At 54.5% G+C, this 24532-nt stretch carries 20 protein-coding genes; 9 read left to right on the top strand and 11 right to left on the bottom strand.

The genetic code is table 11. From position 1 onward, the window contains the following. The first annotated feature begins 35 nt into the window (after positions 1-35). A complete protein-coding gene (fabI, locus tag NXS97_RS02195) occupies positions 36-824 on the top strand; it encodes an enoyl-ACP reductase FabI (protein ID WP_014605755.1) in 789 nt (262 codons plus the stop codon). Between the two features lie 189 nt (positions 825-1013). After that, positions 1014-2123 carry an oxidoreductase gene (locus tag NXS97_RS02190; RefSeq protein WP_112900363.1) on the top strand — a complete coding sequence of 370 codons (1110 nt, stop codon included), beginning with the start codon at positions 1014-1016 and terminating at the stop codon, positions 2121-2123. On the opposite strand, the gene NXS97_RS02185 is transcribed toward NXS97_RS02190, so the two are convergent. From NXS97_RS02185 to NXS97_RS02175, 3 genes are all read right to left on the bottom strand, one after another. Next, on the bottom strand, positions 2120-3016 hold the full coding sequence (locus NXS97_RS02185) for a LysR family transcriptional regulator (protein ID WP_033765953.1): 897 nt from the start codon (positions 3014-3016) through the stop codon (positions 2120-2122). The genes NXS97_RS02190 and NXS97_RS02185 overlap by 4 nt on opposite strands. Before the next feature lie 271 nt (positions 3017-3287). Continuing rightward, on the bottom strand, positions 3288-3425 hold the full coding sequence (locus NXS97_RS02180) for a hypothetical protein (protein ID WP_181460491.1): 138 nt from the start codon (positions 3423-3425) through the stop codon (positions 3288-3290). Between the two features lie 256 nt (positions 3426-3681). Continuing rightward, a complete protein-coding gene (locus tag NXS97_RS02175) occupies positions 3682-5268 on the bottom strand; it encodes a PTS transporter subunit EIIC (protein WP_013025915.1) in 1587 nt (528 codons plus the stop codon). 250 nt (positions 5269-5518) lie between these two features. Here NXS97_RS02175 and NXS97_RS02170 point away from each other — a divergent pair, with 250 nt between their 5' ends. The 5 genes from NXS97_RS02170 (at position 5519) to pdeR (ending at position 14550) form a co-directional block, all read left to right on the top strand. Further along, entirely contained in the window at positions 5519-7822 is a 2304-nt protein-coding gene (locus NXS97_RS02170) for an FdhF/YdeP family oxidoreductase (RefSeq protein WP_026020940.1), read from the top strand. Positions 7823-7933: 111 nt separating this feature from the next. After that, positions 7934-9868, top strand: a complete 1935-nt coding sequence (locus NXS97_RS02165; protein ID WP_112900361.1) for an exoribonuclease II — start codon at positions 7934-7936, stop codon at positions 9866-9868. 190 nt (positions 9869-10058) lie between these two features. Beyond that, positions 10059-12125: a carbon starvation CstA family protein gene (locus NXS97_RS02160; RefSeq protein ID WP_013025918.1), complete on the top strand. Its 2067-nt coding sequence runs from the start codon at positions 10059-10061 to the stop codon at positions 12123-12125. Continuing rightward, entirely contained in the window at positions 12118-12408 is a 291-nt protein-coding gene (locus NXS97_RS02155) for a YbdD/YjiX family protein (protein ID WP_072403963.1), read from the top strand. Before NXS97_RS02160 ends, NXS97_RS02155 begins: the two co-directional genes overlap by 8 nt. Before the next feature lie 156 nt (positions 12409-12564). Continuing rightward, a complete protein-coding gene (gene pdeR / locus NXS97_RS02150; RefSeq protein WP_042676860.1) occupies positions 12565-14550 on the top strand; it encodes a cyclic di-GMP phosphodiesterase in 1986 nt (661 codons plus the stop codon). A gap of 4 nt (positions 14551-14554) precedes the next feature. On the opposite strand, the gene NXS97_RS02145 is transcribed toward pdeR, so the two are convergent. Together NXS97_RS02145 and araD are read right to left on the bottom strand one after the other, a co-directional pair. Continuing rightward, positions 14555-15421, bottom strand: a complete 867-nt coding sequence (locus NXS97_RS02145) for a crotonase/enoyl-CoA hydratase family protein (RefSeq protein ID WP_013025921.1) — start codon at positions 15419-15421, stop codon at positions 14555-14557. A 271-nt stretch (positions 15422-15692) separates the two neighbouring features. Next, positions 15693-16391, bottom strand: coding sequence for an L-ribulose-5-phosphate 4-epimerase (araD, locus tag NXS97_RS02140; protein ID WP_112900360.1), 699 nt, complete (start codon positions 16389-16391; stop codon positions 15693-15695). Between the two features lie 346 nt (positions 16392-16737). On the opposite strand from araD, the gene osmB reads away from it, so the two are divergent. Beyond that, the gene (osmB, locus tag NXS97_RS02135; RefSeq protein WP_014593802.1) at positions 16738-16953 is read left to right on the top strand and encodes an osmotically-inducible lipoprotein OsmB; all 216 of its coding nucleotides are present in this window, start codon (positions 16738-16740) and stop codon (positions 16951-16953) included. 82 nt (positions 16954-17035) lie between these two features. Here the strand turns inward: osmB and yciH are convergent, their stop codons facing one another. The 5 genes from yciH to pgpB form a co-directional block, all read right to left on the bottom strand. Further along, positions 17036-17359: a stress response translation initiation inhibitor YciH gene (yciH, locus tag NXS97_RS02130; RefSeq protein WP_014593803.1), complete on the bottom strand. Its 324-nt coding sequence runs from the start codon at positions 17357-17359 to the stop codon at positions 17036-17038. Further along, a complete protein-coding gene (pyrF, locus tag NXS97_RS02125) occupies positions 17356-18069 on the bottom strand; it encodes an orotidine-5'-phosphate decarboxylase (RefSeq protein WP_014593804.1) in 714 nt (237 codons plus the stop codon). The genes yciH and pyrF overlap by 4 nt, the downstream gene beginning before the upstream one ends. A gap of 194 nt (positions 18070-18263) precedes the next feature. Beyond that, entirely contained in the window at positions 18264-19433 is a 1170-nt protein-coding gene (gene lapB, locus NXS97_RS02120) for a lipopolysaccharide assembly protein LapB (RefSeq protein ID WP_013025926.1), read from the bottom strand. A gap of 6 nt (positions 19434-19439) precedes the next feature. Next, positions 19440-19751, bottom strand: a complete 312-nt coding sequence (locus tag NXS97_RS02115) for a LapA family protein (protein ID WP_014593805.1) — start codon at positions 19749-19751, stop codon at positions 19440-19442. A 129-nt stretch (positions 19752-19880) separates the two neighbouring features. Continuing rightward, positions 19881-20645, bottom strand: a complete 765-nt coding sequence (gene pgpB, locus NXS97_RS02110; RefSeq protein ID WP_013025928.1) for a phosphatidylglycerophosphatase B — start codon at positions 20643-20645, stop codon at positions 19881-19883. Positions 20646-20873: 228 nt separating this feature from the next. On the opposite strand from pgpB, the gene ribA reads away from it, so the two are divergent. Continuing rightward, the gene (ribA, locus tag NXS97_RS02105; RefSeq protein WP_015700216.1) at positions 20874-21467 is read left to right on the top strand and encodes a GTP cyclohydrolase II; all 594 of its coding nucleotides are present in this window, start codon (positions 20874-20876) and stop codon (positions 21465-21467) included. A 31-nt stretch (positions 21468-21498) separates the two neighbouring features. Here the strand turns inward: ribA and acnA are convergent, their stop codons facing one another. Then, positions 21499-24180: an aconitate hydratase AcnA gene (gene acnA / locus NXS97_RS02100; RefSeq protein WP_013025930.1), complete on the bottom strand. Its 2682-nt coding sequence runs from the start codon at positions 24178-24180 to the stop codon at positions 21499-21501. Between the last annotated feature and the right edge of the window lie 352 nt (positions 24181-24532).

Genomic DNA, 24532 nt, shown 5'->3' with positions numbered 1-24532 from the left:
GACCGCCAACTACCATGACCATAAGGATTACAGCTATGGGTTTTCTTTCCGGTAAGCGCATTCTGATTACTGGTGTTGCCAGTAAACTTTCCATCGCCTACGGTATTGCACAGGCGATGCGCAAACAGGGCGCAGAACTGGCTTTCACCTACCAAAACGACAAACTGAAAGGTCGTGTGGAAGAGTTTGCCAAAGATTTGGGTTCTGACATTGTGCTGCCATGTGATGTTGCAGAAGATGAAAGCATCAAATCCCTGTTCGTTGAGCTGGCAAAAACCTGGCCGAAATTTGACGGTTTCGTGCACTCCATTGGCTTCGCCCCTGGCGACCAGCTGGATGGCGATTACGTCAATGCCGTAACCCGCGAAGGTTTCAAAATCGCACATGACATCAGCGCCTACAGCTTTGTTGCAATGGCAAAAGAGTGCCGTGCGATGCTGAACCCTAACTCCGCCCTGCTGACGCTGTCTTACCTGGGTGCAGAGCGCGCTATCCCTAACTACAACGTAATGGGCCTGGCGAAAGCGTCCCTTGAAGCAAACGTCCGTTACATGGCGAACGCGATGGGTCCTGAAGGCGTGCGTGTTAACGCCGTGTCTGCGGGTCCGATTCGTACCCTGGCGGCATCGGGCATCAAAGATTTCCGTAAGATGCTGGCCCACTGTGAAGCCGTCACCCCGATTCGTCGTACCGTCACCATTGAAGACGTGGGTAACTCTGCGGCCTTCCTGTGTTCCGACCTTGCGGGTGGGATCACCGGTGAAATCGTTCACGTTGACGGCGGTTTCAGCATCGCTGCGATGAATGAACTGGAACTGAAATAAGTTTCCTCACGGGCGAGCGTTGCTCGCCCTGCGCGCCCCCTGCCCGATCCCCGCGTTATTCCTTATCGCTATTAATTATCACCGATTGGTCTTTTGCCCTGACCTGCCCGTGGGCGACGATAAGTCAGCCCTGCGGCCTGCGACTGAATCACCGCATGCGCCGCATCAGATTTTGCAAAAGGACTGATGATGCAACAACGCCGCTATCCCGGCCAGGACCACTGGTTTTATGAAAGTCAGACCAGTCCGCGCAGCGTACAGGCTGCCCCGCTTTTTCCAGAAGCCGCCCATGTCGATGACCGGTTTTTGCTGGGGTTAGCACAGGACGCTTCTGTTATTCAGCCTTTACTTCAGGCCGACCAGCCCGCCATACAGATCGCCCATCACGTTGTTGACCAGCTGTTTCCCGACCAGATTGAAACCACACTGACCCATACGCTTACGCTGTATGACCGGCTAAGCACCGCCTTGACGGTGGCTCAGGTGGCAGGCATTCAACGTCTGTGTAACCACTATTCCGCCCGCCTCAATCCCCTGCCGGGTCCTGATTCCTCTCGTGAAAGCAACAATCGCCTGACGCAAATTACGCAATATGCCCGCCTGCTGGCGATGCAGCCCGCATTAATTACGGCGGAGAGCATCCGCGCGCTGCATGCGGTAGGGCTGAGCGAAGCCGATATCGTCACACTCAACCATCTGGTGGGCTTTGTCTGCTATCAGGCGCGCGTCATCGCCGGGATTCATGCTCTACTGGAACGGCCGGTGCGCTGGATGCCGGGTATGTCACCGGCTCCTGACGCCGATGTGGCGACGTTTGCCCAGCCCTGCGCGTGGCAGCCTGTGCTGACGCCGCTGGAGCCGCGCTATGCCAGCGAGGCGCAACATGCCGCTGTCGCCGCGTGTCAGCATGCGCCGGTGCTTAAAGATACAGTCTGGCTGCTGGCTCACGCGCCTGCGCTGCTGCAAAGCTGGTTTGCCCTGCGTCAACAGCTGCAAGATGGCGCAAGCGTGGAGGCGACCGCCGCCCGGATACTGGGCAGCCGCTGGATCTGGCAGCATGCTGCAGATGCAGAGAAGCGAATGAGTCAGGCGGACGAGGCGAAAACCGACAGTGAGCAGCAGGCTGTCATTACACTAACCGCTCAGCTCACCCGCCAGCCAGAGCGCGTCAGTGCGCTCGATCTGCAACCGCTGGCGCAAGCTGGCTGGTCGCATGCCAGGCAGTTCAGCGTGATACAGGCTATCGCGCTGGCCAACTGGAACAGCCGTTTGTTTTATGCCTGCGGTGAAGCCAGCTAACTGGCAAGATAGCTTCGCGCTTCGTCATAAAAATGCTGTGCGAGCGGCGTGGCCCGGCCAGGCTCGGCGATCACCAGCGCGGCCTGACGCGCCATTTTTGGCATCGAAATAGTGCGCTTTTCCAGGCCGTGTAAGGATTCAGGCAGCAAATGGCCCCGTGGCGAGATCAGAACACCCAGACCGACCTGGGTACACTGCAACAGCTGCATGACAGAGGCGCTTTCAACCACCACGCGCGGCACCAGCGCAGCATCGCGAAACGTCATATCCAGATAGCGGCGAAAATAGCGGGTTGGCTCCGCCAGACACAGCGGCTGCTGCGCCAGCGTTGGCAGGTCAAGCGTTTCATGGGCGCATAACGGGGGGAAATGGGCGGGATGAAAAACCGCCTCAACGCCGCTATCCGCCAGCAGCGATGCCTGAAAATGCAGTTCCCGCAGCGTCGCCATTTCAAAAAAGCCAATGCCGACATCAACCGTGTGGCTGTTCAGCGCGTCCAGCAGTTGATCGGCACTTAACACGGCAATGCGGTAATCCAGCTGCGGATAGCGAGCCTGCACCGCTTTTAACAGCTCTGCCAACGAAACGCTGCACTGCGGGACCACACCGAGGCGAAGCGTACCGTTCACGCCGTGTTTTAACGACTCGACCTCCAGCTTCAGCCCCTGATAAACCGAAACGATTTCCCGTGCCCATGCCAGCACCCTGTCGCCCTCCGGCGTGAAACCGGCAAAGTTGTTACTGCGGTTGATCAGCGACAGGCCCAGTTCACGCTCCAGGTTTTTTAACCGCATCGATAAGGTTGGCTGGCTGACAAAGCTGGCTTCGGCGGCACGACCAAAATGGCGTTCGCGTTCGAGATTGCAGAGATAGATGAGTTGCTTGATATCGATTTTCTTTTACCCGCCGTCACACCGTTCTATTGAACACCTATTATGTGCCGATGGGTTAACAGATTGCCAGTCGGAGATAGCATTGTGGTAAAGAGATCGCGGGCGCTTGCGGTTTCGTGCATGCGGCGTAGTGTGGAAGCGCTATTAAGACGGCGATACATCAGACAATCAGGTGGAGAACGCCCCAGGTGGGCAATAGATTGGGGTTATTGTTGATCTTAACATTGCATTATTTGTAATTTTTATTGGTGTTTCCCTGGTATTGCGACACTCACTTCGTGGGATACGGCCAGGCGTGATCAATCCCTGTGGAAGACAGGACGCCGGTAGCCAGTAAATAAATCACCACCAGCGCAAAGAATATAATTGCTGATATTTCAAAGATTTTAATCAGACTGTGTTTAGCCATTAATAACCCCCTTTTGATTGCGTGTATTTGACCTTCACCTCTTACCTTAGAGTGTTACCGGTAAAGTACAAGCCCCGTTCACAAAATGAAACATAAAGCCCTGCTTATATATTGTGACCAGTTTGTTACAAGCGTATGGATTGTCGCGGAGGCGCGCTTTAAGGGGACAGTGGACAGTGAGCAGGAAGGCGGGCAATGCACAGGAGTGACAAACGGCAAAGGCACCGTGCTCGCACCTTTGCCGGGTGAAGGGGGATTATCCGACGCCCAACGCTGATTTCACCTCTTGTGCGATTTTCTCAACCTGTGGGCCATAAATCACCTGCACATCCTGTTCGCTCACGCGGTTAATACCATTCGCGCCGGTACGCATTAACGTCTGATCCACCACTTCTTTCATGTCTTTGACGCGAACCCGCAAACGCGTGAAGCAGCAATCGACATCCTCTATATTGGCCGCCCCGCCCAGTCCGCTGATGATCACGTTAGTGCGCTCGCTGGCTTCAACAAGCTGGGGTTTTTCATCGTCCGTTTCCCGCCCGGGCGTTTCGACATGCATGCGCGTAATCACATAACGAAACGCGTAGTAATAAACAGGTGCGTAGATTGCCCCAAGCACCAGCGTCCACCACCAGTGGGTTTTACTGCCACCCAGCACGCCGAAGACCACCAGATCGATAATGCCGCCCTGCACGTTACCAATCATCAGATGTAGCATGGACATCAGCATAAATGACAGGCCCGTTAGAAATGCATGCAGCAGATAGAGCACCGGCGAAACAAAAATAAAGCAGAACTCCAGCGGTTCGGTGATCCCGGTGGTAAAGGACGTCAGCGCGCCGGCCATGACCAGCGCCTTAACGCGCTGTTTATGCTCAGGCCTTGCGGTGTGATAGATCGCCAGGGCCGCGGCCGGCAGGCCAAACATCATGACCGGTATTTTTCCCTGCGCCAGAAACTGCGTGGCGGTGCGGAGCGTCGCATCAGGAATCATCCCGGGATGGGTCAGCGAGGTATTGAAGATATTCAACGCACCAACAATCGTCTGCCCGTCCACGATGGCCATACCGCCGATGGGCGTAAAGCGTACGGTTTCATTCAGGATGTGATGCAGGCCCGTCGGGATCAGAATACGTTCTGAAGCGCCCAGCAGGAACGCACCATACTGCCCGCTCCGACCGATCATCTGTCCTACCCAGGCAATACCTTCACCGATAGTGGGCCAGACGAGCGCCAGAAGCACGCCGATCAGCGGCAGGAAAACCACCGTCACGATGGGCACAAAACGGCGTCCGCCAAAGAAACTGATCGCCGTGGGGAGTTGCTGCGTATAAAAGCGGTTATGCAACATGACGGTAAGCAGTCCGGCAATCACGCCGCCCAGCACGCTCATGTTATAGGTGAAGATGCCCAGCATCTGGATATATTCTGCCGAGGTCATCATGGCCGTGGTTTGATCCATTCCGGCCTGCTGCAGCGCCTGAGGTGTGGTCGTGGCGGCGGTAATGCCCCTGGCGGCCAGCGTGGCGTTAATGCCGACATTCATGGCGATATAGCCGATAACTGCGGCAAAGGCTGCCGTCGGCTTTTCCGCTTTTGCCAGCCCGATGGCGCTGGCCACGGCAAAGAACAGCGGCAGATTAGCAAAGAGCGCGCCTGCGACTTTGCGAATAAACCCGATGATAAGCTGGGCAACCTGCATCTGTGCGAAGGCTTCACCAGTGACGGCGGGATTCTGCATGGCGGCTGCCAGCCCCAGAAAGATGCCGGCCGCCGCAATCACCGAAATCGGCATCATCAACGCCTTGCCAAACGCATGGATCTGGCTGGTCAGTTGTTTCATGGTGTCGCGCCCTTTTCTGTTTTAAACAGCAAGTATTAGCGCGATGTGCCGATAACACCCGTTATGGCAAGGTTACGAAAAGGTAAAACATGAACACCATCACACTTGGCGTGCCCCACGATAAACGCCAGCTATCGCACCATTAAGCCAATCAATTAGACAAGCTTTGTCGTGAATAGCACACTAATCTTTACCATCAGGATATATCCTTGCAACATTCGTCCAACATAAAAATAAGCCTGCACACATGATGAAATTTAAGCGTCAAATTAAGCCATACCGTGCCGCAGCGGGCGGCTGGGGTTCACTGGAAGCCACCACACGTTTTGTTTTCGACAGTAAAGCTGCGCTGAAAAATTTGCGTAACCTCATGCGCATGAACAAAGCACGCGGCTTCGACTGCCCGGGCTGTGCCTGGGGCGATGACAATAAAAGTACCTTTAGCTTCTGCGAAAACGGTGCGAAAGCCGTCACCTGGGAAGCCACGCGCCGCGTTGTTGATACCGACTTTTTTGCCAAACACAGCGTGGCAACCCTGTATGCACAAAGCGACTATTTTCTGGAATATCAGGGCCGCCTGACACATCCGTTGCGCTACAACGCCGAAAGCGATCATTACGAACCCATCAGCTGGGATGATGCCTTTGCGCTCATCGCACAACATATTAAAGCGATGGATAACCCGGATCAGATGGAGCTATACACCTCTGGTCGCGCCAGTAATGAAGCCTCCTGGCTTTATCAGCTGTTCGGCCGCATGTTGGGCACCAATAACTTCCCGGACTGCTCCAATATGTGTCACGAGGCAAGCGGTGCGGGCCTGAAACGCAGCATCGGCGTGGGTAAAGGCACCATCCGTCTTGACGATTTTGACCATGCCGATGCCATTTTTGTCTTTGGCCAGAATCCAGGGACAAACCATCCGCGCATGCTGCACAGCCTGCGTCACGCCGCCGACCATGGCGCAAAAATCGTGACCTTTAACACGCTACGCGAGCGCGGTCTGGAACGTTTTGCCGATCCGCAAAAGCCGCTGGAAATTGTCACGTCTAAAGCGGGCACCATCAGCTCTGCCTATTACCAGCCGCATCTGGGCGGTGATATGGCTGCCGTTCGCGGCATGGTGAAAGCCCTGCTGGAAACGCATCGTGCACGCCTTGCGGCGGGCGAAAGCGGCCTGTTCGACCAGGCTTTCCTGAATGCCAAAACCCATGGCGTTGAGGCCTATTTTGATGCGGTTGATAACACCGACTGGATGCAGATTGTGGCGCAGTCCGGCCTGACAGAGGCACAAATCCGCGAAGCGGCGGCAATTTATCAGAGTGCCGATCGGGTTATTTGCACCTGGGCGATGGGCATCACCCAACACAAGCATTCGGTTGATACCGTGCGTGAAATCACCAACCTGCAGCTGCTGTTTGGGCAGTTAGGCAAAAAAGGGGCGGGCCTGTGCCCTGTTCGCGGTCACAGCAATGTTCAGGGTAACCGCACCATGGGCATTGATGAAAAACCGGCTAAGCCTTTCCTCGACGCGCTGGGTCAGCACTTTGGCTTCGAACCCCCGCGTGCTGCAGGCCACAATACTGTTGAAGCGCTCAACGCCATGCTGCGTGATGAAATCAAAGTGCTTATCGCGCTCGGGGGCAACCTCGCAGCGGCGGCACCGGATTCTCCGCGCACCGAAGAAGCCTTGTCCCGTTGTGGTCTGACGGTGCACATCAGCACCAAGCTTAACCGCAGCCACCTCGTGCCGGGTCATGAAGGACTGATTCTGCCTACGCTGGGCCGCACCGAGCGCGATCTGCAGGCTACGGGTAACCAGTTCATTACGGTCGAAGACTCCTTCAGCATGGTTCATGCCTCTGAAGGCGTGGGGATTCCGTTGGCGGAGACGCAGCGTTCTGAAACCTCAATTGTGGCGAGTATTGCTCACGCGGTTCTCGGTGATGACAAGGTGAAGTGGTTAGATCTGGCGGCAGATTACAACCTGATTCGCGATCATATCGCGGCAACGATTCCGGGTTTTGCCGACTTCAATACCAAATGCGATCAGCCTGGCGGGTTCTATCTTGGCAACGCGGCGGCAGAACTGCGTTTTAATACGCCGACCGGCAAGGCTGAGTTTAGCCCTGCTGCGCTGCCCCACTCGCTGTTTCCGCAGTTGGATCAGGACGTGCCCTTCACGCTGCAAACGCTGCGTTCGCACGATCAGTACAACACGACGATTTACGGTCTTGACGACCGCTATCGCGGCGTTTACGGTCAGCGCGAAGTCGTCTTTATCAACCCCGATGACATGGCTGAATTAGGGTTCAGCGAAGGGCAGAATGTGGATATCGAAACGCTGTGGAATGATGGCGTCACGCGTCGCGTCAGCGGCTTTAAGCTGGTGCCTTATAACATTCCTCGCGGCAACCTGGCCGCCTACTATCCTGAAACCAACCCGCTGGTTCCGTTAAACAGCTTCGGTGATATCAGCGGCACGCCCACCTCAAAATCCGTGCCGGTTAAGCTCGAACTGACGCAGGCGCTGGCAACCCAACGCATCGCCTGATTCAGGTTTTTCTCCAGGCAAAAAGCCGGTTCGTCCGGCTTTTTGCCTTGCCGCGAGACCCCGATTCGCGTAAAACTGTCAGCCGCTATTAGGCCACGAAACGTAAAAATCATGTTCCAGGATAATCCGCTGCTTGCGCAGCTTAAAGAGAAGCTTCACTCGCAAACGCCTCGTGCAGAAGGCGTTGTTAAAGGCACCGAAAAGGGATTCGGCTTTCTGGAAGTCGATGCACAGAAAAGTTATTTCATCCCGCCGCCACAGATGAAAAAAGTGATGCATGGCGACCGTATCGTTGCCATCGTCCACAGCGATAAAGATCGCGAAAGTGCCGAGCCTGAAACGCTGGTCGAGCCCTTTCTGAGCCGTTTTGTTGGCCGCGTGCAGAAAAAAGATGACCGCCTTTCTATCGTGCCCGATCATCCTCTGCTCAAAGACGCGATTCAGTGTCGTCCGGTCCGTGGACTGAGCCATGATTTCCAGAACGGCGACTGGGCCGTGGCAGAAATGCGTCGCCATCCCTTAAAAGGCGACCGTGGCTTTTATGCCGAACTCACCGAATTTATCGTTAAAGCCGACGACCACCTTGCACCGTGGTGGGTGACACTGTCACGTCATAATCTGGAGCGTGAAGCGCCAGAAATCGGCTTTGGCGAGATGCTGGACGAAAGCCTGACGCGTGAAGACCTGACCGCGCTGGATTTTGTGACCATAGACAGCGCCAGCACGGAAGATATGGACGATGCGCTGTATGCTGAAGCGCTGGACGATGGCGCCCTGCGTCTGACTATCGCCATTGCCGATCCGACCGCTTATGTTGCCGAAGGCAGCGAGCTGGACAAGCTGGCGGCGCAGCGTGCCTTTACCAACTACCTGCCGGGCTTCAATATTCCCATGCTGCCGCGCGAGCTGTCTGACGATGTCTGCTCGCTGCGCCCTGACGTGCGTCGGCCGGTTCTGGCCTGCCGCGTGACCGTGGCTCAGGATGGAAGCCTGGCGGACGATGTGCAGTTCTTTGCGGCCTGGATCGAGTCCAAAGCCAAGCTGGTGTACGACGAGGTTTCAGACTGGCTGGAAAACAGTGGCGAATGGCAACCACAGAGCGACGCGATTGCTGACCAGATTCGTCTGCTGCACCGTCTGTGCCTGTCACGCGCCGAGTGGCGTCAAAACCACGCGCTGGTGTTTAAAGATCGCCCGGACTATCGTTTCCTGCTGGGCGAAAAAGGCGAAGTGCTGGAAATCGTCGCCGAACCGCGCCGCATAGCGAACCGGATGGTTGAAGAAGCGATGATTCTGGCGAATATCTGTGCCGCCAACGTCCTGCGCGAAAAGCTGGGCTTTGGTATCTACAACGTCCATGCCGGTTTTGACGCAGCAAACGCCGAACAGGCCGCCGCTGTCCTGGCAACTCACGGCATCACGGCCGATCCGCAGGCGATCACCACGCTCGACGGTTTCCGCGTACTGCGTCGTGAGCTGGATGCGCAGCCTACTCAGTTCCTTGACAGCCGCATTCGTCGTTTCCAGACCTATGCAGAGATCACCACCGAGCCGGGCCCGCACTTTGGTTTGGGGCTGGAAGCCTATGCCACCTGGACCTCACCGATTCGTAAGTTTGGCGATATGATTAACCATCGTCTGCTGAAGGCGATCGTGCGCGGCGAACCCATAGGCCGTCCGGACGATGCGCTGACAGTCACCATGAGCGAGCGTCGTCGTCTAAACCGCATGGCCGAGCGCGACGTGGGTGACTGGCTCTATGCCCGCTATCTGTCGCCGTTTGCCGCAACTGACCGCAAGTTTAGCTCAGAAATCATTGATGTATCGCGTGGTGGCATGCGCGTCCGTCTGCTGGAAAATGGCGCCGTCGCGTTTATTCCTGCGCCGTTCCTGCATGCGGTGCGCGATGAGCTGGTGTGCAGCCAGGAAAGCGGTACGGTACAGATTAAAGGTGACGTGGTTTACCGCGTATCCGACGTGATTGACGTGACCATTGCGGAAGTTCGCATGGAAACACGCAGCGTTGTTGCACGCCCTGCCGCCTAAGACACCACCGTCGGAACAGCACAGCCTGCTCCGACGGTCTTTTTTTCTCCGCCTGCCCCTGTATCTTCGCGTTAAATTTGCTCCACGCTTCACAGTTTTATCTTTATTAATTTCCACTTACATTACATTACATTAACGTTAGCTCGTTGTATCCGATCGCCTTCCATTCGGTCTCTACAAGGAGTGAGTTATGAAGAACGTCAAAAACGGCGTGCTCTGGCTGGCAGTGGCGTTAATTGGCGCGGGTGCGTTCGCGATGCTGGCGCTTAACCGCGGCGAGCACGTCAACGCAGTCTGGCTGGTGATTGCCGCCGTAGCCTGTTACAGCATCGCTTATCGTTTTTACAGCCTGTTTATCGCCCGCAACATTTTTGAACTGGACGATCGCCGTCTTACCCCCGCCGAACGCCTCAGCGATGGTCTTGACTATGTGCCCACCAATAAGTGGGTGCTGTTCGGTCACCACTTTGCGGCGATCGCGGGCGCCGGGCCGCTGGTCGGCCCTATTCTGGCGGCCCAGATGGGCTTTCTGCCAGGCACGATCTGGATCCTGATTGGGGTTATGATGGCGGGCGCGGTGCAGGACTTTCTGATCCTGTTTATCTCTACGCGACGTGACGGCCGTTCCTTAGGTGAAATGGCCCGTCAGGAGCTGGGCGCCTTTGCCGGGGTTATTACCATGCTGGGTGCGCTGGGCGTGATGATCATCATTCTCTCCGCGCTGGCGCTGGTGGTGGTTAAAGCCCTTGCGAACAGCCCGTGGGGGCTGTTCACCATTGCAGCAACGATTCCTATCGCCCTGTTTATGGGCATTTACATGCGCTTTCTGCGCCCGGGTAAGATCGCCGAAGTCTCCTTGATCGGTTTTGTGCTGATGATGGCGGCCATTATCTACGGTGGTGATGTGGCTCAGCATCCTTACTGGGGCCCGTTCTTCACACTGAAAGGCACCTCTCTGACCTGGGTACTGGTCATCTATGGTTTTATCGCCTCGGTGCTGCCGGTCTGGCTGCTGCTGGCTCCCAGAGATTACCTGTCTACTTTCCTGAAAATCGGCGTAATTGTCGGGCTGGCCGTTGGCATCGTCTTTGCCATGCCAGAACTGAAAATGCCCGCTGTGACCAAATTTATTGATGGCTCAGGCCCGGTTTTTTCCGGCGCCCTGTTCCCGTTCCTGTTTATCACCATTGCCTGTGGCGCCATCTCCGGCTTCCATGCGCTGGTCTCCAGCGGCACAACGCCGAAGCTGATTGAGCGTGAAAGCCATATTCGCTTTATCGGTTACGGCGCGATGCTGATGGAGTCGTTTGTGGCAATCATGGCGCTGATATGCGCCTCCGTGCTGGACCCAGGCGTTTACTTTGCGATGAACGCCCCTGCTGCACTGATTGGCACTACGGTAGAAAATGCCGCTCAGGTGATTAACGGCTGGGGCTTTGTCGTCACACCTGAAATGTTAAGCGGTATCGCCAGAGACGTGGGAGAAGCCTCAATTCTGTCACGCGCCGGGGGCGCGCCAACCTTTGCGGTCGGCATGGCGCACATCATTACGGAGGTGTTCAACAGCCGCGCGATGATGGCCTTCTGGTACCACTTTGCCATCTTATTTGAAGCCCTGTTTATCTTAACCGCCGTGGATGCCGGTACGCGCGCTTGCCGGTTTATGGTGCAGGATCTGGTCGGTACGGTTGTGCCTTCACTGGCCAATAACCGCTCATGGCTCGGCAACCTTTCCGGCACGACCGTCGCCGTCGCAGGTTGGGGTTTCTTCGTTTATCAGGGCGTGATCGATCCTCTGGGCGGGATTAACACGTTGTGGCCGCTGTTTGGTATTGGTAATCAGATGCTGGCATCGATGGCGCTGATTCTGGGCACGGTCGTGCTGTTTAAGATGAAAAAGCAGCGCTATGCGTGGGTGACGATTCTGCCCACTATCTGGCTGTTTATTACGTCGATGACAGCAGGTTGGCAAAAAATTTTCCACGAAAAACCGTCAATTGGTTTTCTTGCTCAGGCCAATAAATTCCGCAAAGGCCTGGATGATGGCGTGATCATCGCCCCCGCGAAAACCGTGGCCGATATGCAAACCATCGTATTCAGTAACCAGATTAATGCTGCCCTATGCGGGTTCTTTATGCTGGTTGCCGTTACGATGCTGATTGCGGCCTTCTTTGTCATTCGTCGCGCGCTGCGTAGCGATGTGCCCACTACGCATGAGTCAGACATATCCTTACGTAAGGAGCTTCGTCATGGTTGACAGCATCCATCGCGTAGCGCGCCCACAGGGTCGCTGGCATATAATGCGCTGCACGTTGCTTTCCAGGCCAAAACCCGTGGGTTTTCGCTGGCGAGCGCTGTGGGAGGGACTTCAGCAAAGTTTTCGTTTGATGGTCGGCGTGCAGGATTACCCGAAATACCTGCAGCATATGCGGCAACATCATCCTGACATTGCGCCGATGAGTGAGCGGGACTTTCATCGTTATTGTCTGGATGCCCGCTTCCCCAGCCAGGCCGGAAAGCTGGGAAAATGTCCGTGCTGAACAGAAAGTGTGCCCCGCTTCGGCGGGGTTTTTTCTGCCCGTTTTTTCTGGAAAGCAAAATAAATACAGTTTCGTCTTGTGCTGGCGTCAGTTGATGAATACTGTTGCTAAAATAACGAGATAACGCCAGCAATGTACTTCCTGGAGGGAGTGACCATGACCGATGAACAAGGGCAATCGTTGTTGTATACCTTGTTTGGTACAACCAGCCCTCATTGGCGATTAACCGCAGACAGTGATGCGCTGCTTTTTGCCTTAGATGAATCATCGAACACCAGCGTTGCTGTGCCACTGACGCCCGGCCAGTGCAGTTTATTGCGCGCGATGCCCGTTATTACTTCCAGTATTAATCTGACGTTAACGATTCACGGCGAGCAGGTCGCCATGCATTTTGTTGGCCGGCGGATCAACCAGTCCGTGTGGGCGGGCACCGCTTCGGCATGGGGCGATACGTCGGCGGTGGCGCGCGATCTGACGCTGGGCCTGTCATTTGCTGAACAGGTCGTGTCGGAGGCCAACTCGGTCATCGTTATCCTTGATCAGCGCGGCAACATTCAACGCTTTAACCGCCTCAGCGAAGAGTATACCGGCCTGTATGAACAGGATGTGATCGGCCGTAATGTTTTCCAGCTGTTTATGACCAAACAGGAAGCCGCGGCCTCACGCAGGAACATCGCAGGGTTCTTTCGCGATGGGAATTCCTACGAAGTGGAACGCTGGATCAAGACGATGAAAGGACAGCGACTGTTTCTTTTTCGTAATAAGTTTGTTCACAGTGGCAGCGGTAAAAATGAAATTTTCCTCATCTGTTCAGGAACGGATATTACGGAAGAACGCCGTGCGCAGGAGCGCCTGCGCGTGATGGCCAACACCGATGGCATCACTGGCCTGCCCAATCGCCACGCGATTCACCAGCAAATCAGCCATGCGCTGGAGCGGGCTGAGGGCAGTGAAACCGGCGTGGTCTACCTGGATTTAGATAATTTCAAAAAAGTGAATGATGCCTACGGTCATATGTTCGGCGATCAACTGTTGCAGGCCGTTTCCCTGGCGATTCTGAGCTGTCTGAGCAAGAACCAGACGCTTGGACGGCTGGGCGGTGACGAGTTTGTGGTGCTGGCTGAGCACACCAGTCAGGCTGCGCTGGAAGCAATGGCTACGCGCATTCTCGATCGCCTGCGTCAGCCTTTCCGCATCGGCCTCATCGAGGTTTACAGCGGCTGCTCCGTCGGGATCGCCCTGGCCCCGCTACATGGAGAGGACCGTGAGTGTCTGATTCGTAACGCTGATACGGCGATGTATCACGCCAAAGAGAACAACCGTGGCAGCTATTGTGTTTTTGCCGAAGAGATGAACCGTCGGGTTTTTGAATATCTCTGGCTCGACACCAACCTGCGTAAAGCGCTGGAGCAGGACCATTTATTAGTGCACTACCAGCCCAAAGTGGATGCTGACGGTAAAGTGCGCAGTGCGGAAGCGCTGGTTCGCTGGAACTCACCCGAGCGCGGGCTGGTTTCACCCGGGGAATTTATTCCCTACGCGGAAGAATCCGGGCTGATCGTGCCACTGGGTCGCTGGGTCATGCTTAACGTGCTGAAGCAAATTATTGCCTGGCGGGAGCAGAATATTTATCTGCGCGTCGCGGTTAATGTCTCGGCGCGCCAGTTACTCGACCAGACAATCTACAGTGACCTGAAACACGCCCTGACGGATGCCGGTTTAACCGAGTGCCCGGTGGATATCGAACTGACGGAAAGTTGCCTGATTGAGAATGAAGCCGAAGCGCTCAAGCTGATGCGTAAATTTCAGGAACTGGGTGCCCAGATTCACCTTGATGACTTTGGCACCGGTTATTCCTCCCTTTCACAGCTGGCTCGCGTCCCTATTAATGCCATCAAACTGGATCAAAGCTTTATCCGTAATGTGAATAAACGTCCCGTTTCTCAGTCACTCGTCAGGGCGATTGTTGCGGTAGCGAAGGCGCTTGATTTGCAGGTGATTGCCGAAGGTATTGAAACCGTCGATGAAGAAGCCTTTGTGCTAAAAAGCGGCGTCGATGGGCGGCAAGGCTATTTTTACGCAAAACCAATGCCCGCCGATCAGTTTGGGCACTGGCTGGCTCAGCATCCTGCCCGCGTGTAATTATCTAACCCGCTTTACGCAGTGATGCGCTGTGGCGGTTTTGTAACTGGACTAAACGCTCCATATAGGCAATATCCTTCGCTTCAAGCGTGAATGCATAATCTACCCAGTCCTCGGTGATATCCATCAGTTCCGCGCGTGACAGCTGCAGTACCCGCTGGCGCGCCTTTAGCATGGCGCGTACGCCATTCAGCTTAGGTCGCAGCGTATCGATAAAGGTGCGGGTGGCGCGGTAGCTGTCGCCCGGCTGGAAAACCTTATCGACCAGACCACGGGTTTCATACCATTCGGCACTGTGCGATTCGCCTTCCATAATCAGCTCTTCAGCCAGTTTCATGCCCGAACGCCGCGCGACTAATGAGTAGCCGCCCATTCCGGGAAACAGGTTAAAGGCGATTTCCGGAAACCCCATCCGCGCATTGTTTTGCGCCAGAATAAAGTGATGGGCCAGCGCGGCTTCAAAACCGCCGCCTAACGCACTGCCTTCAATCATCGCCAGCGTTACCGCGCCGGTGTCAAATCCACGTGCCGCCGAGTGGATGCAGTCAACGCAGGCACGGGCATAAGCACGTAACGCTTCGCGCCGGTTGTTGCGTATACATTCCACAAAAAAGCGCAGATCGCCACCGGCATTAAACATTTGTGGGACTAACGAGCCGGTGACCCAGAAGTCGATAGGTAAGCCCGATCGCTGCGCCGTGTAACTCAGATTCATGATCTCTTCAATCAACTCATGATTAAAACTGGGTCGTGGCTGGGCGCGCAACATCATCCACATGGTGCGACGTCCTTCCTCGTAATAGGCAACTAACTGCGTGGTTTGTCCGGCTTCGGAAAACAGTCTGCATGTGGGTTGGTTAATCACGGTCATTGTCTCATCCTCTATTATTTTGATGCGCTAATTGCGCCACATCAGCCTAATCCAGAGTGAGGCCAGACCAAATGAGAGATTGATTTACAACATAAATTCCAGAGTGATCCCCGATGCACCACCTTTAAATGATTAGTAGACTTTCTTGATATCCGCAGCCTTTACCACGGAAAGGCGCGAACCGATAACCGGCATTGATGAGACTGTCCTTCCCTTAAGGCTCGCTCATCACGAGCCATTTCGGGACACAGGCACCGCTGCGCCCCAGGCATTATTTCTGGCCGTACCAGGCATTTTCACCGTGTTTGCGCAAATAGTGCAGATCAAGCAGGGTCTGCTGAATGGGAGGCAGCCCGGCCGTGAGCTGCTGGCTAAACAATCCCATGTAAGCCACTTCTTCCAGTACCACTGCACTGTGGACGGCCGCATGTGCGTCTTTGCCCCAGGCGAAAGGCCCGTGAGAATTCACCAGCACGGCAGGAATGGCCGAAGGAGAAAGTCCTCGCTCGGCGAAGGTTTCAATGATCACCTCCCCCGTATTCCACTCATACTGATTTTTGATTTCTTCATCGCGCATGGCTCGGGTGCAGGGAATCTCACCGTAAAAGTCGTCCGCGTGGGTGGTGCCCCACGCGGGGATGGCACGTCCGGCCTGCGCCCAGATGGTGGCATGACGTGAATGCGTATGGACGATTCCGCCAACCTCAGACCAGGCCAGGTAGAGTGCCCGGTGCGTAGCCGTATCGGATGAAGGCCGTTTTTCGCCTTCCACCACATCGCCGGTCGCCAGGTTGACCACCACCATGTCCTCCATTTTCATGACATCGTAACTGACGCCAGAAGGTTTAATCACTAACAGACCTTGCTCACGGTCAATCGCGCTGACGTTTCCCCATGTGAAGGTGACAAGGTTGTATTTGGGGAGATCCAGGTTGGCTTCCAGGACCTGTTGTTTAAGGTGCTCCAGCATTTTTTTCTCCTGCTGAGAAGGGTTTTCATAGTGTGCGGAGCAGGCAGAAAAAACGTTATGGAGCAAATAGCTAAAAAGCAGCGGAAAATGGCTGTGAATGAAAAATTGTGTCGCGAATTAAGAATTTTCCATCTTCGGAAATTCTGCAAAATGAATAGAATTCTGTCAGGCATCAGACAGGTCCATCTGTTAATGATGCTTTTCAGCCGCTACAAGCAGATTGTCCATGGTGTCTGGCATTTTTATACTGAAAGGATGCGGTAATCATGCCTCACAGGCGGCCTGAAAAAAATTTCACAGCTATACTTACTGTGTTGCATCTGCATACACAATAAAGGAGAAGTTCATGACAATTACAATGAAAAAAGTGACCGCCGCTGTCCTGGCGACCACGCTGGTTGTGGCGTTAAGCGGCTGTTCGAACTGGTCTAAACGCGACCGTAACACTGCGATTGGCGCAGGTGCCGGCGCAATTGGTGGCTCTGTATTAACCAACGGCAGCGCGCTGGGTACCGTGGGTGGTGCAGCTGTGGGTGGTATTATCGGTCACCAGGTTCACTAAGCACGCTATAACAATAAATCACGGCTACGCAGCGCATCTACATAATAAAAAACCGGGTTACCTTGTAGTCCGGTTTCTTCTTTCAACCCCCAGCCAGTTTTACCTTCATCCCTTTGGCTTCCAGCAGGCTTTTTAATAAATCGCGCTTGTCGCCCTGGATTTCGATCACGCCCTCTTTCACCGACCCGCCACAACCGCATTTTTTCTTCAGTTCAGCGGCCAGCTGGTTCAGTGCTGCCTCATCCATATCGACGCCAGAAATCAGGCAAACACCTTTGCCTTTGCGTCCACTGGTCTGGCGCTGAATGCGAACAATGCCGTCGCCTTTGGGCCGTTCCGCCTTTTGTTCGGGCTGAGTGATACGGCCAGCGTCGGTTGAATACACCAAGGGATTATCGCGACTCATTTTACGCTCTCCAAATCCTGCAACAGCGCCTTAAGCGTCGCTGCGGGGTCCGCTGACTGCGTAATGGGACGTCCTATTACCATATAATCGACGCCAGCAAGGCGGGCCTGCTGTGGCGTCATAACGCGGCGCTGATCGCCCGCGTCGCTTCCCTGAGGCCTAATGCCGGGAGTAACCAGCTTAAAATCATGACCGATCGCCTGTTTGAAGCGCGCGGCTTCGTGCGCGGAGCAGACAACCCCATCAAGACCGCATTCGCGCGTGAGTTTTGCCAGGCGTTCAGCCTGCTCTGCGGGAGACAGCGTGATGCCCAGGCCCAGTAAGTCTTCGGCATCCATGCTGGTCAGGACGGTGACGGCAATCAGTAACGGCGCCTGCTCACCATAGGGAAGAAGCGCTTCACGGGCGGCATTCATCATGCGTGCTCCGCCGCTCGCATGAACGTTCACCATCCAGACGCCAAGATCAGCAGCAGCAGCGACCGCACGGGCGGTAGTATTGGGAATATCGTGAAATTTCAGGTCGAGAAAGATCTCAAATCCACGCTGTTGCAGGGTTTTTACCAGCTGTGGGCCGAACAATGTGAACATTTCTTTGCCCACTTTCAGGCGGCAGCTGCCCGGCTCTATCTGATCGACAAAATGCAGTGCGCTGTTCATATCGTGGTAATCAAGCGCCACTAACACCGGTGAAGTCTGGGATAAGGCCATGCTATTTCCTCTGCGGTAGGCACCTGCTGGCGCGTTAGACAAACGGCACGCATTCTACCTGCCCGCTTTTCGCATCACAATCCCTGTTGCGCTGCCAGGCGATAAACGCACGGAGGTCAGGCAATTTCTGCAATTAACAATTCTAGTATGTTGTAACTAAAAAGCATTGAAAACCGAAGACAATAACCAACAGGTTATTGCCCATCCAGTCCGCGAATCGGTTTGACTGATGACCAGGTCCGGCATGACGGACAGTGCCAGTAGAGCGCATGAGCCGTAAAGCCGCATTTCTGGCAGCGATAACGTGGTTTCGTGCGGATTTGCTCGCCGACCAGATCGCGCAGCACCATCAGGCTCTCTTTAGCACGACCATCCTCCGCTTCATGCAGGTGAAACTCCATCAGACGATGGAATACGCGCATGTTGGGGTGACGCTGTAACTGGTTATTGATGTAGTTTTGCGCCGCTTCCGCGCCCTGCTCCTGCTCCAGAATCGCGGAAAGATACAGTTCCGCCGCGGCGCCGGTGTTCTCTTCCACACAGCGTTTAAGAAACGCGGCCCAGGCGTCGGGCTGATTAAGACGCTGAAAACAGGTTTCCAACATCGGCAGCGTTTCACTGACCAGCTCTTTATCCTGATCCAGAACACGCTGCAGATGCTCGATAGCTTTGGCGTGCTCCCCTTTCTCCATCAGGATGCGCCCCATCATAATCGAGACGCGTGCGCTCTGACGATCGGCTGACTCCCCCTTTTTCAACAGGGTCATCGCCCTGTCGAGATCGTCGCTGCTCATTGCCTGCAGCGCGAGTTCGCAATAAAAATGGGCAATCTCACCCTTCTGCTTGTCTTTGCCCAGTTTAACCAGCCGCTCAGCCACCTCGATAGCCTGAACCCAGTCGCTGGTTGCCTGATGAATAAGCAACAGCTGTTGCAGTGCACCGATCCTGAAATCTGTCTCATCCGTCAGCTGTTTGAACATGTCTTCGGCGCGGTCATAAAGACCTGCTGCCATATAGTCACGCCCCAGTTGCTGGATGGCCAGCAAGCGTTGTTCGTAGCTAAGCGACGCGCTTTCCATTAAAGACTGATGAATTCGAATGGCGCGGTCAACCTCACCGCGCGAACGGAACAGGTTGCCAAGGGTCAGGTGCGCTTCAACCGTGCCGCTGTCTTCCTTGAGCATGTCAAGAAACAGATCGACCGCTTTATCCTGCTGGTTGGAGAGTAAAAAGTTTACCCCTGCGACGTAGTCACGAGACAGGCGGTTTGATTCCTGTTGCTTATCCTGCTGCGCGCTTCGGCGGCCCATGTACCAACCATAGGCAGCGGCGACAGGAAGTAACAGAAACAGCAGCTCTAACATGGAGACTTATTCCTGCGCGGCCGGCGGTAGCGGTTTACCGACAGGCGCTGGCGTGCTCTGATCAATCTGAGTCTGCAGGCGCTTAACTTTACGTTGTGCATTGGCCAGAGAGACCCGAAGACGTAACCAGAAGAGTCCGCAGATAACCCATCCCAGCAAAAAACCGACGCCGAAAAGCGTTGCCAGTAACGTAGAGATACGGAATTCACCCTGCGCCAGCAGATAGTTAAAGGTGATAACCTGGTCGTTGTGCGCGCCAAGGGTCACGGAAATGATAAAAATGACCAAAACCACTAAAAAAATCAGCAAATATTTCACAGTGCATCCCGTTGTGAGGTTGTCGAATAGAATTATGCCAAAATTACGGCAAAAATACTGCTCCCGGCCGCATCAGACGAAGAGCTTTTGCTCAGTTTCAAGATAAAGATATGGTGCTGAACGGCGCAATTACAATCCTTGTTCCCGTTCGGCCACCTCCTGCTTCTCTTCCGGTGGCAGGCTGAGCGGCCCACAGAAGCGTTGAGCGAGCCAGGTTGCCACCACGACAAACACCCAGGAAATGAATGTTGCCACGGCCAGATCGCGCGGCCAGTGCATGCCCAGCAGCAGGCGACTGCCCATGACGCCTGTCGCCCAGAGTCCGACAAGCACAATCGTTTTGTAATGCCGGCGTGGCCAAAGTAAACCGATGACCAGTAAGGCCCAACTGGCGGCAAACATCGTGTGTCCCGACGGGAAGGCAAACCCTGTTTCAAAGGCCCAGTGCTTTTTCAACCAGCCCGGAATATGGGATTCATCCGCAATCAGCGCCGTGACGCGCTGGCCACGTTGCTCACGATTCAGTTGGTAAAAGGTCTTGTCGTCCAGCCCGTGGGTTTTCTCCAGCCAGACGACATAGGGCCGGGGTTCCTGCACCTGCTCTTTGATAAAGGATTTTGTGTATTGACCGGCCAGAATGGTGGCATTCATGATCACCAGGAGCAGTAGCGCCGGTTTGAGCCTGAAACGCAGGCACCACAGCACCCACGCGCTTAAAATCAGGCTGGTCAGCATTCCCCACGGTCGTGTGACCGTTTCGGTCATCCAGAACAAGACCTTGAGAAAGGTATTACTTTCGCCAGGCTGCCATTGCCAACCGGATAACCATACTGCAACCGGCATAATAAGCAGCAGCAGCATTCCCGCCAGCGTCCGTTGAAAGATTTTAATCATCCCTTTTCCTTTTTCCCGGTAAAAACCTGTTGCGAAAGCATAACTTTAGCTTAAAAAAGAATAACATAACCTTTTAAGATTAGATAATCGTGCTTTATCACAACAATCGTTTACACAGATTAACAGCCTGCCTCGCGGTTGTGGCACAATATTCCACGTTTGTCGGGCCGCATCGGCCTGTGCACTATCATGATGATAGTGCATCCTTTGAGGGTTCTGGAGAGTCACATGCAGCTTAAACGGGTGGCAGAAGCCAAACTGCCCACGCCATGGGGAGATTTCCTGATGGTAGGTTTTGAAGAACTGGCAACCGGTCATGACCATGTTGCCCTGGTCTTTGGCGATATTAACGATAATCAACCAGTCCTGGCTCGTGTTCATTCCGAGTGTCTGACTGGCGATGCGCTGTTCAGCCTGCGTTGCGACTGCGGCTTCCAACTTGAAGCGGCCCTGAATGCCATTGCTGAAGAAGGCCGCGGTGTACTGCTCTATCACCGCCAGGAAGGTCGTAACATCGGCCTGCTGAACAAAATTCGTGCCTATGCGTTGCAGGATAAAGGCTACGACACCGTTGAAGCCAATCATCAGTTAGGCTTTGCCGCTGACGAACGTGACTTCACGCTGTGTGCCGATATGTTTAAATTACTGGGCGTAAATGAAGTTCGGCTGCTCACTAACAATCCACGGAAAGTGGAAATTCTGGGTGAAGCCGGGATCAATATTGTTGAGCGGGTGCCGTTGGTTGTCGGGCGCAATCCTGAGAATGCGCACTATCTTGATACCAAGGCAGAAAAAATGGGTCATCTTCTGCCGAAGTCCTGAATGAAACAGCCGGGTTTCCCCGGCTGATTTATCAGTTCAGCATGTTACGAATCACGTAGTGCAGAATACCGTCGTTTCGGTAATAGGTCAGTTCATTACCGGTATCAATACGGCAACGCGTATCCAGCTTCTCCTGACTGCCATCTGCGCGCGTTAGCGTGACAGAAACGGTGCATCCGGGTTTAAGCTGCGCCAGGTTTTCCACATCTATCGCCTCATCCCCTTTCAGACCTAACGTTTTACGCGTTACGCCCTGAGGGAACTCCAGCGGCAAAATCCCCATACCAATCAGGTTGGAACGGTGAATACGTTCGAAGGATTCCGCAATTACCACGCGGACGCCTTGCAAACGCGGCCCTTTCGCCGCCCAGTCACGGCTCGATCCTGAACCGTACTCTTTACCCGCAATCACCGCCAGGGGAATGCCGTCAGCCTGATATTTCATCGCCGCGTCATAAATGGCCAACTGCTCACCGCTGGGGTAGTGTTTGGTGTAACCCCCTTCCACGCCGGGCACCATTTCATTTCGAATACGGATATTCGCAAAGGTCCCGCGCATCATCACTTCGTGGTTGCCGCGCCGTGAACCGTAGGAGTTAAAATCATTCCGCTCCACGCCGTGGGACAGCAGATAGCGACCGGCCGGACTTTCCGCTTTGATGCTACCGGCAGGCGAGATGTGGTCAGTGGTGACCGAATCGCCAAGAATCGCCAGCAGGCGCGCGCCATGAATATCCTGAACCGGCTTAGGTTCTTTTTCCATGTCGTCAAAGAAGGGCGACAGGCGAATGTAGGTTGATCCTTCATCCCAGTCGTAGGTAGCCGCTTCACTTACCTTAATGGCCTGCCACTCTGGCGTGCCGTTAAATACCTCAGCGTACTCTTTGTGATACATATCGCTGGTGACCTGCTGGACGGCGGTCGCAATCTCTTCAGGTGAAGGCCAGATGTCTTTCAGAAATACCGGCTTGCCCTGATGATCGTGACCGAGCGGGTCGGTTTGCAGGTTGATTTTCATATTACCTGCCAGCGCATAGGCGACGACCAGCGGTGGCGATGCCAGCCAGTTGGTTTTAATCAGCGGATGAATACGGCCCTCGAAGTTGCGGTTACCGGACAGGACGGCCCCTACCGTTAAATCCCCTTCTTTGATGGCCGATTCAATCTCATCCGGCAGCGGACCCGAGTTACCGATACAGGTCGTACAACCGTAGCCCACAAGGTTAAAACCCAGTTTATCGAGATGAGGTGTCAGCTGCGCGACCGCGAGATAGTCGGAGACCACTTTAGAACCCGGAGCCAGCGACGCTTTGACCCACGGCTGGCGTTTTAATCCCCGCTCAACCGCTTTTTTCGCCAGTAACCCTGCGGCCATCAGCACGCTGGGGTTAGAGGTGTTGGTACAGGAGGTAATCGCCGCAATCGCCACCGCGCCATCGGTCAGCGTGTGGCTCAGGCCGGTCTCGCTGTCGGTATAGTCGACCTGCTTATGCGGTTTCTGTGCATGGTTCACTTCCAGCTCATTGCTGGCATCGAAAGCGGCGGGCACATCCCCCAGCGAGACGCGATCCTGCGGACGTTTCGGTCCGGCCAGGCTCGACTCGACTTCATTCATATCGAGCGCAAGGCTACTGGTGAAAATCGGTTCATCACCGGCGTTACGCCACAGGCCCTGTCGCTTAGCATAGTGTTCAACCAGTGCCACCTGCTCTGCATCGCGTCCGGTTAGTGTCATATAGCTGAGTGTGACTTCATCAACCGGGAAAAACCCGCAGGTTGCGCCATATTCCGGTGCCATATTAGCAATGGTGGCACGGTCGGCCAGCGGCAGATCAGCCAGGCCATCGCCATAGAACTCGACAAACTTCCCGACAACGCCGTGCTTACGCAGCATTTGCGTGACGGTAAGTACAAGGTCGGTTGCGGTAATGCCCGCACGCAGTTTCCCGGTTAGCTTGAAACCCACGACGTCGGGGATCAGCATAGAAACCGGCTGGCCAAGCATGGCGGCCTCTGCCTCAATCCCGCCCACGCCCCAGCCGAGTACACCCAGGGCATTGATCATGGTGGTATGAGAATCGGTTCCGACTAACGTATCAGGCCAGGCGTAACGTTCACCGTTAATGTTCTGCTGCCAGATCGCTTTGCCCAGGTATTCCAGGTTCACCTGATGACAGATACCTGTGCCTGGCGGTACCACCCGAAACTGATCAAAAGCCTTTTGGCCCCAGCGCAGAAAGACGTAGCGTTCATGGTTACGCTCCATTTCCAGCCGCACGTTTTCTTCAAATGCGTTATCGTCACCGAAATGGTCAACCGTGACAGAGTGGTCGATAACCAGATCGACCGGCGACAGAGGATTCACTTTGGCGACGTCGCCGCCAAGACGACTCACCGCTTCACGCATGGCGGCCAAATCCACCACGGCAGGCACGCCAGTGAAGTCCTGCATTAATACACGCGCAGGGCGATAGGCAATTTCCCGATCGCCATGGGCCGTTTTCTGCCAGTCGACCAGTGCCTGGATATCCTCTTCCGTGACTGAATCACCGTCCTGCCAGCGCAGCAGGTTTTCCAGCAGAACTTTCATGGATTTAGGCAAACGATCAATGTTGCCGAGATGTTGTGATGCGCGAGGTAGACTGAAGATGTGATAGTTTTGATTATCTACCTGCAGTGTTTCCTGACTCTGCTCGCGTAGGGTTGACGACATAGCTCCTCCTTAATAATCATGGTCTTTAAACCTCAGAGACAACAAGGTTTAGCTTAAAGATAGACCACTTTTCTGTTAACGTTTTGATTACAACACCAATTGCTACAATCTGACGCAAACAAAAATGCCCCGTAAAATTACGAGGCATTATTTATTAACAGGAAACGATATATTACAAGGCTGCCCAAAGTGCTGCCATCCACACGCTAAAAGAGAAAGCATAGGCACTGAACCAGGTCATTTTTATCATATTCATAAGATCACTCCTGCGCCGAATGGGCAATAGAAAGCCGCACTACCAACCGTTTTAACGGATGACATCTTTTATGCTACGTGTGAAAGGCTTTTTTAA

Source organism: Pantoea sp. B623, from assembly GCF_024814475.1.
GTDB classification, from domain to species: domain Bacteria; phylum Pseudomonadota; class Gammaproteobacteria; order Enterobacterales; family Enterobacteriaceae; genus Pantoea; species Pantoea ananatis.
The sequence above is the reverse complement of the archived record's forward strand: the minus strand, read 5'-3'. Positions and strand labels throughout refer to the sequence as shown.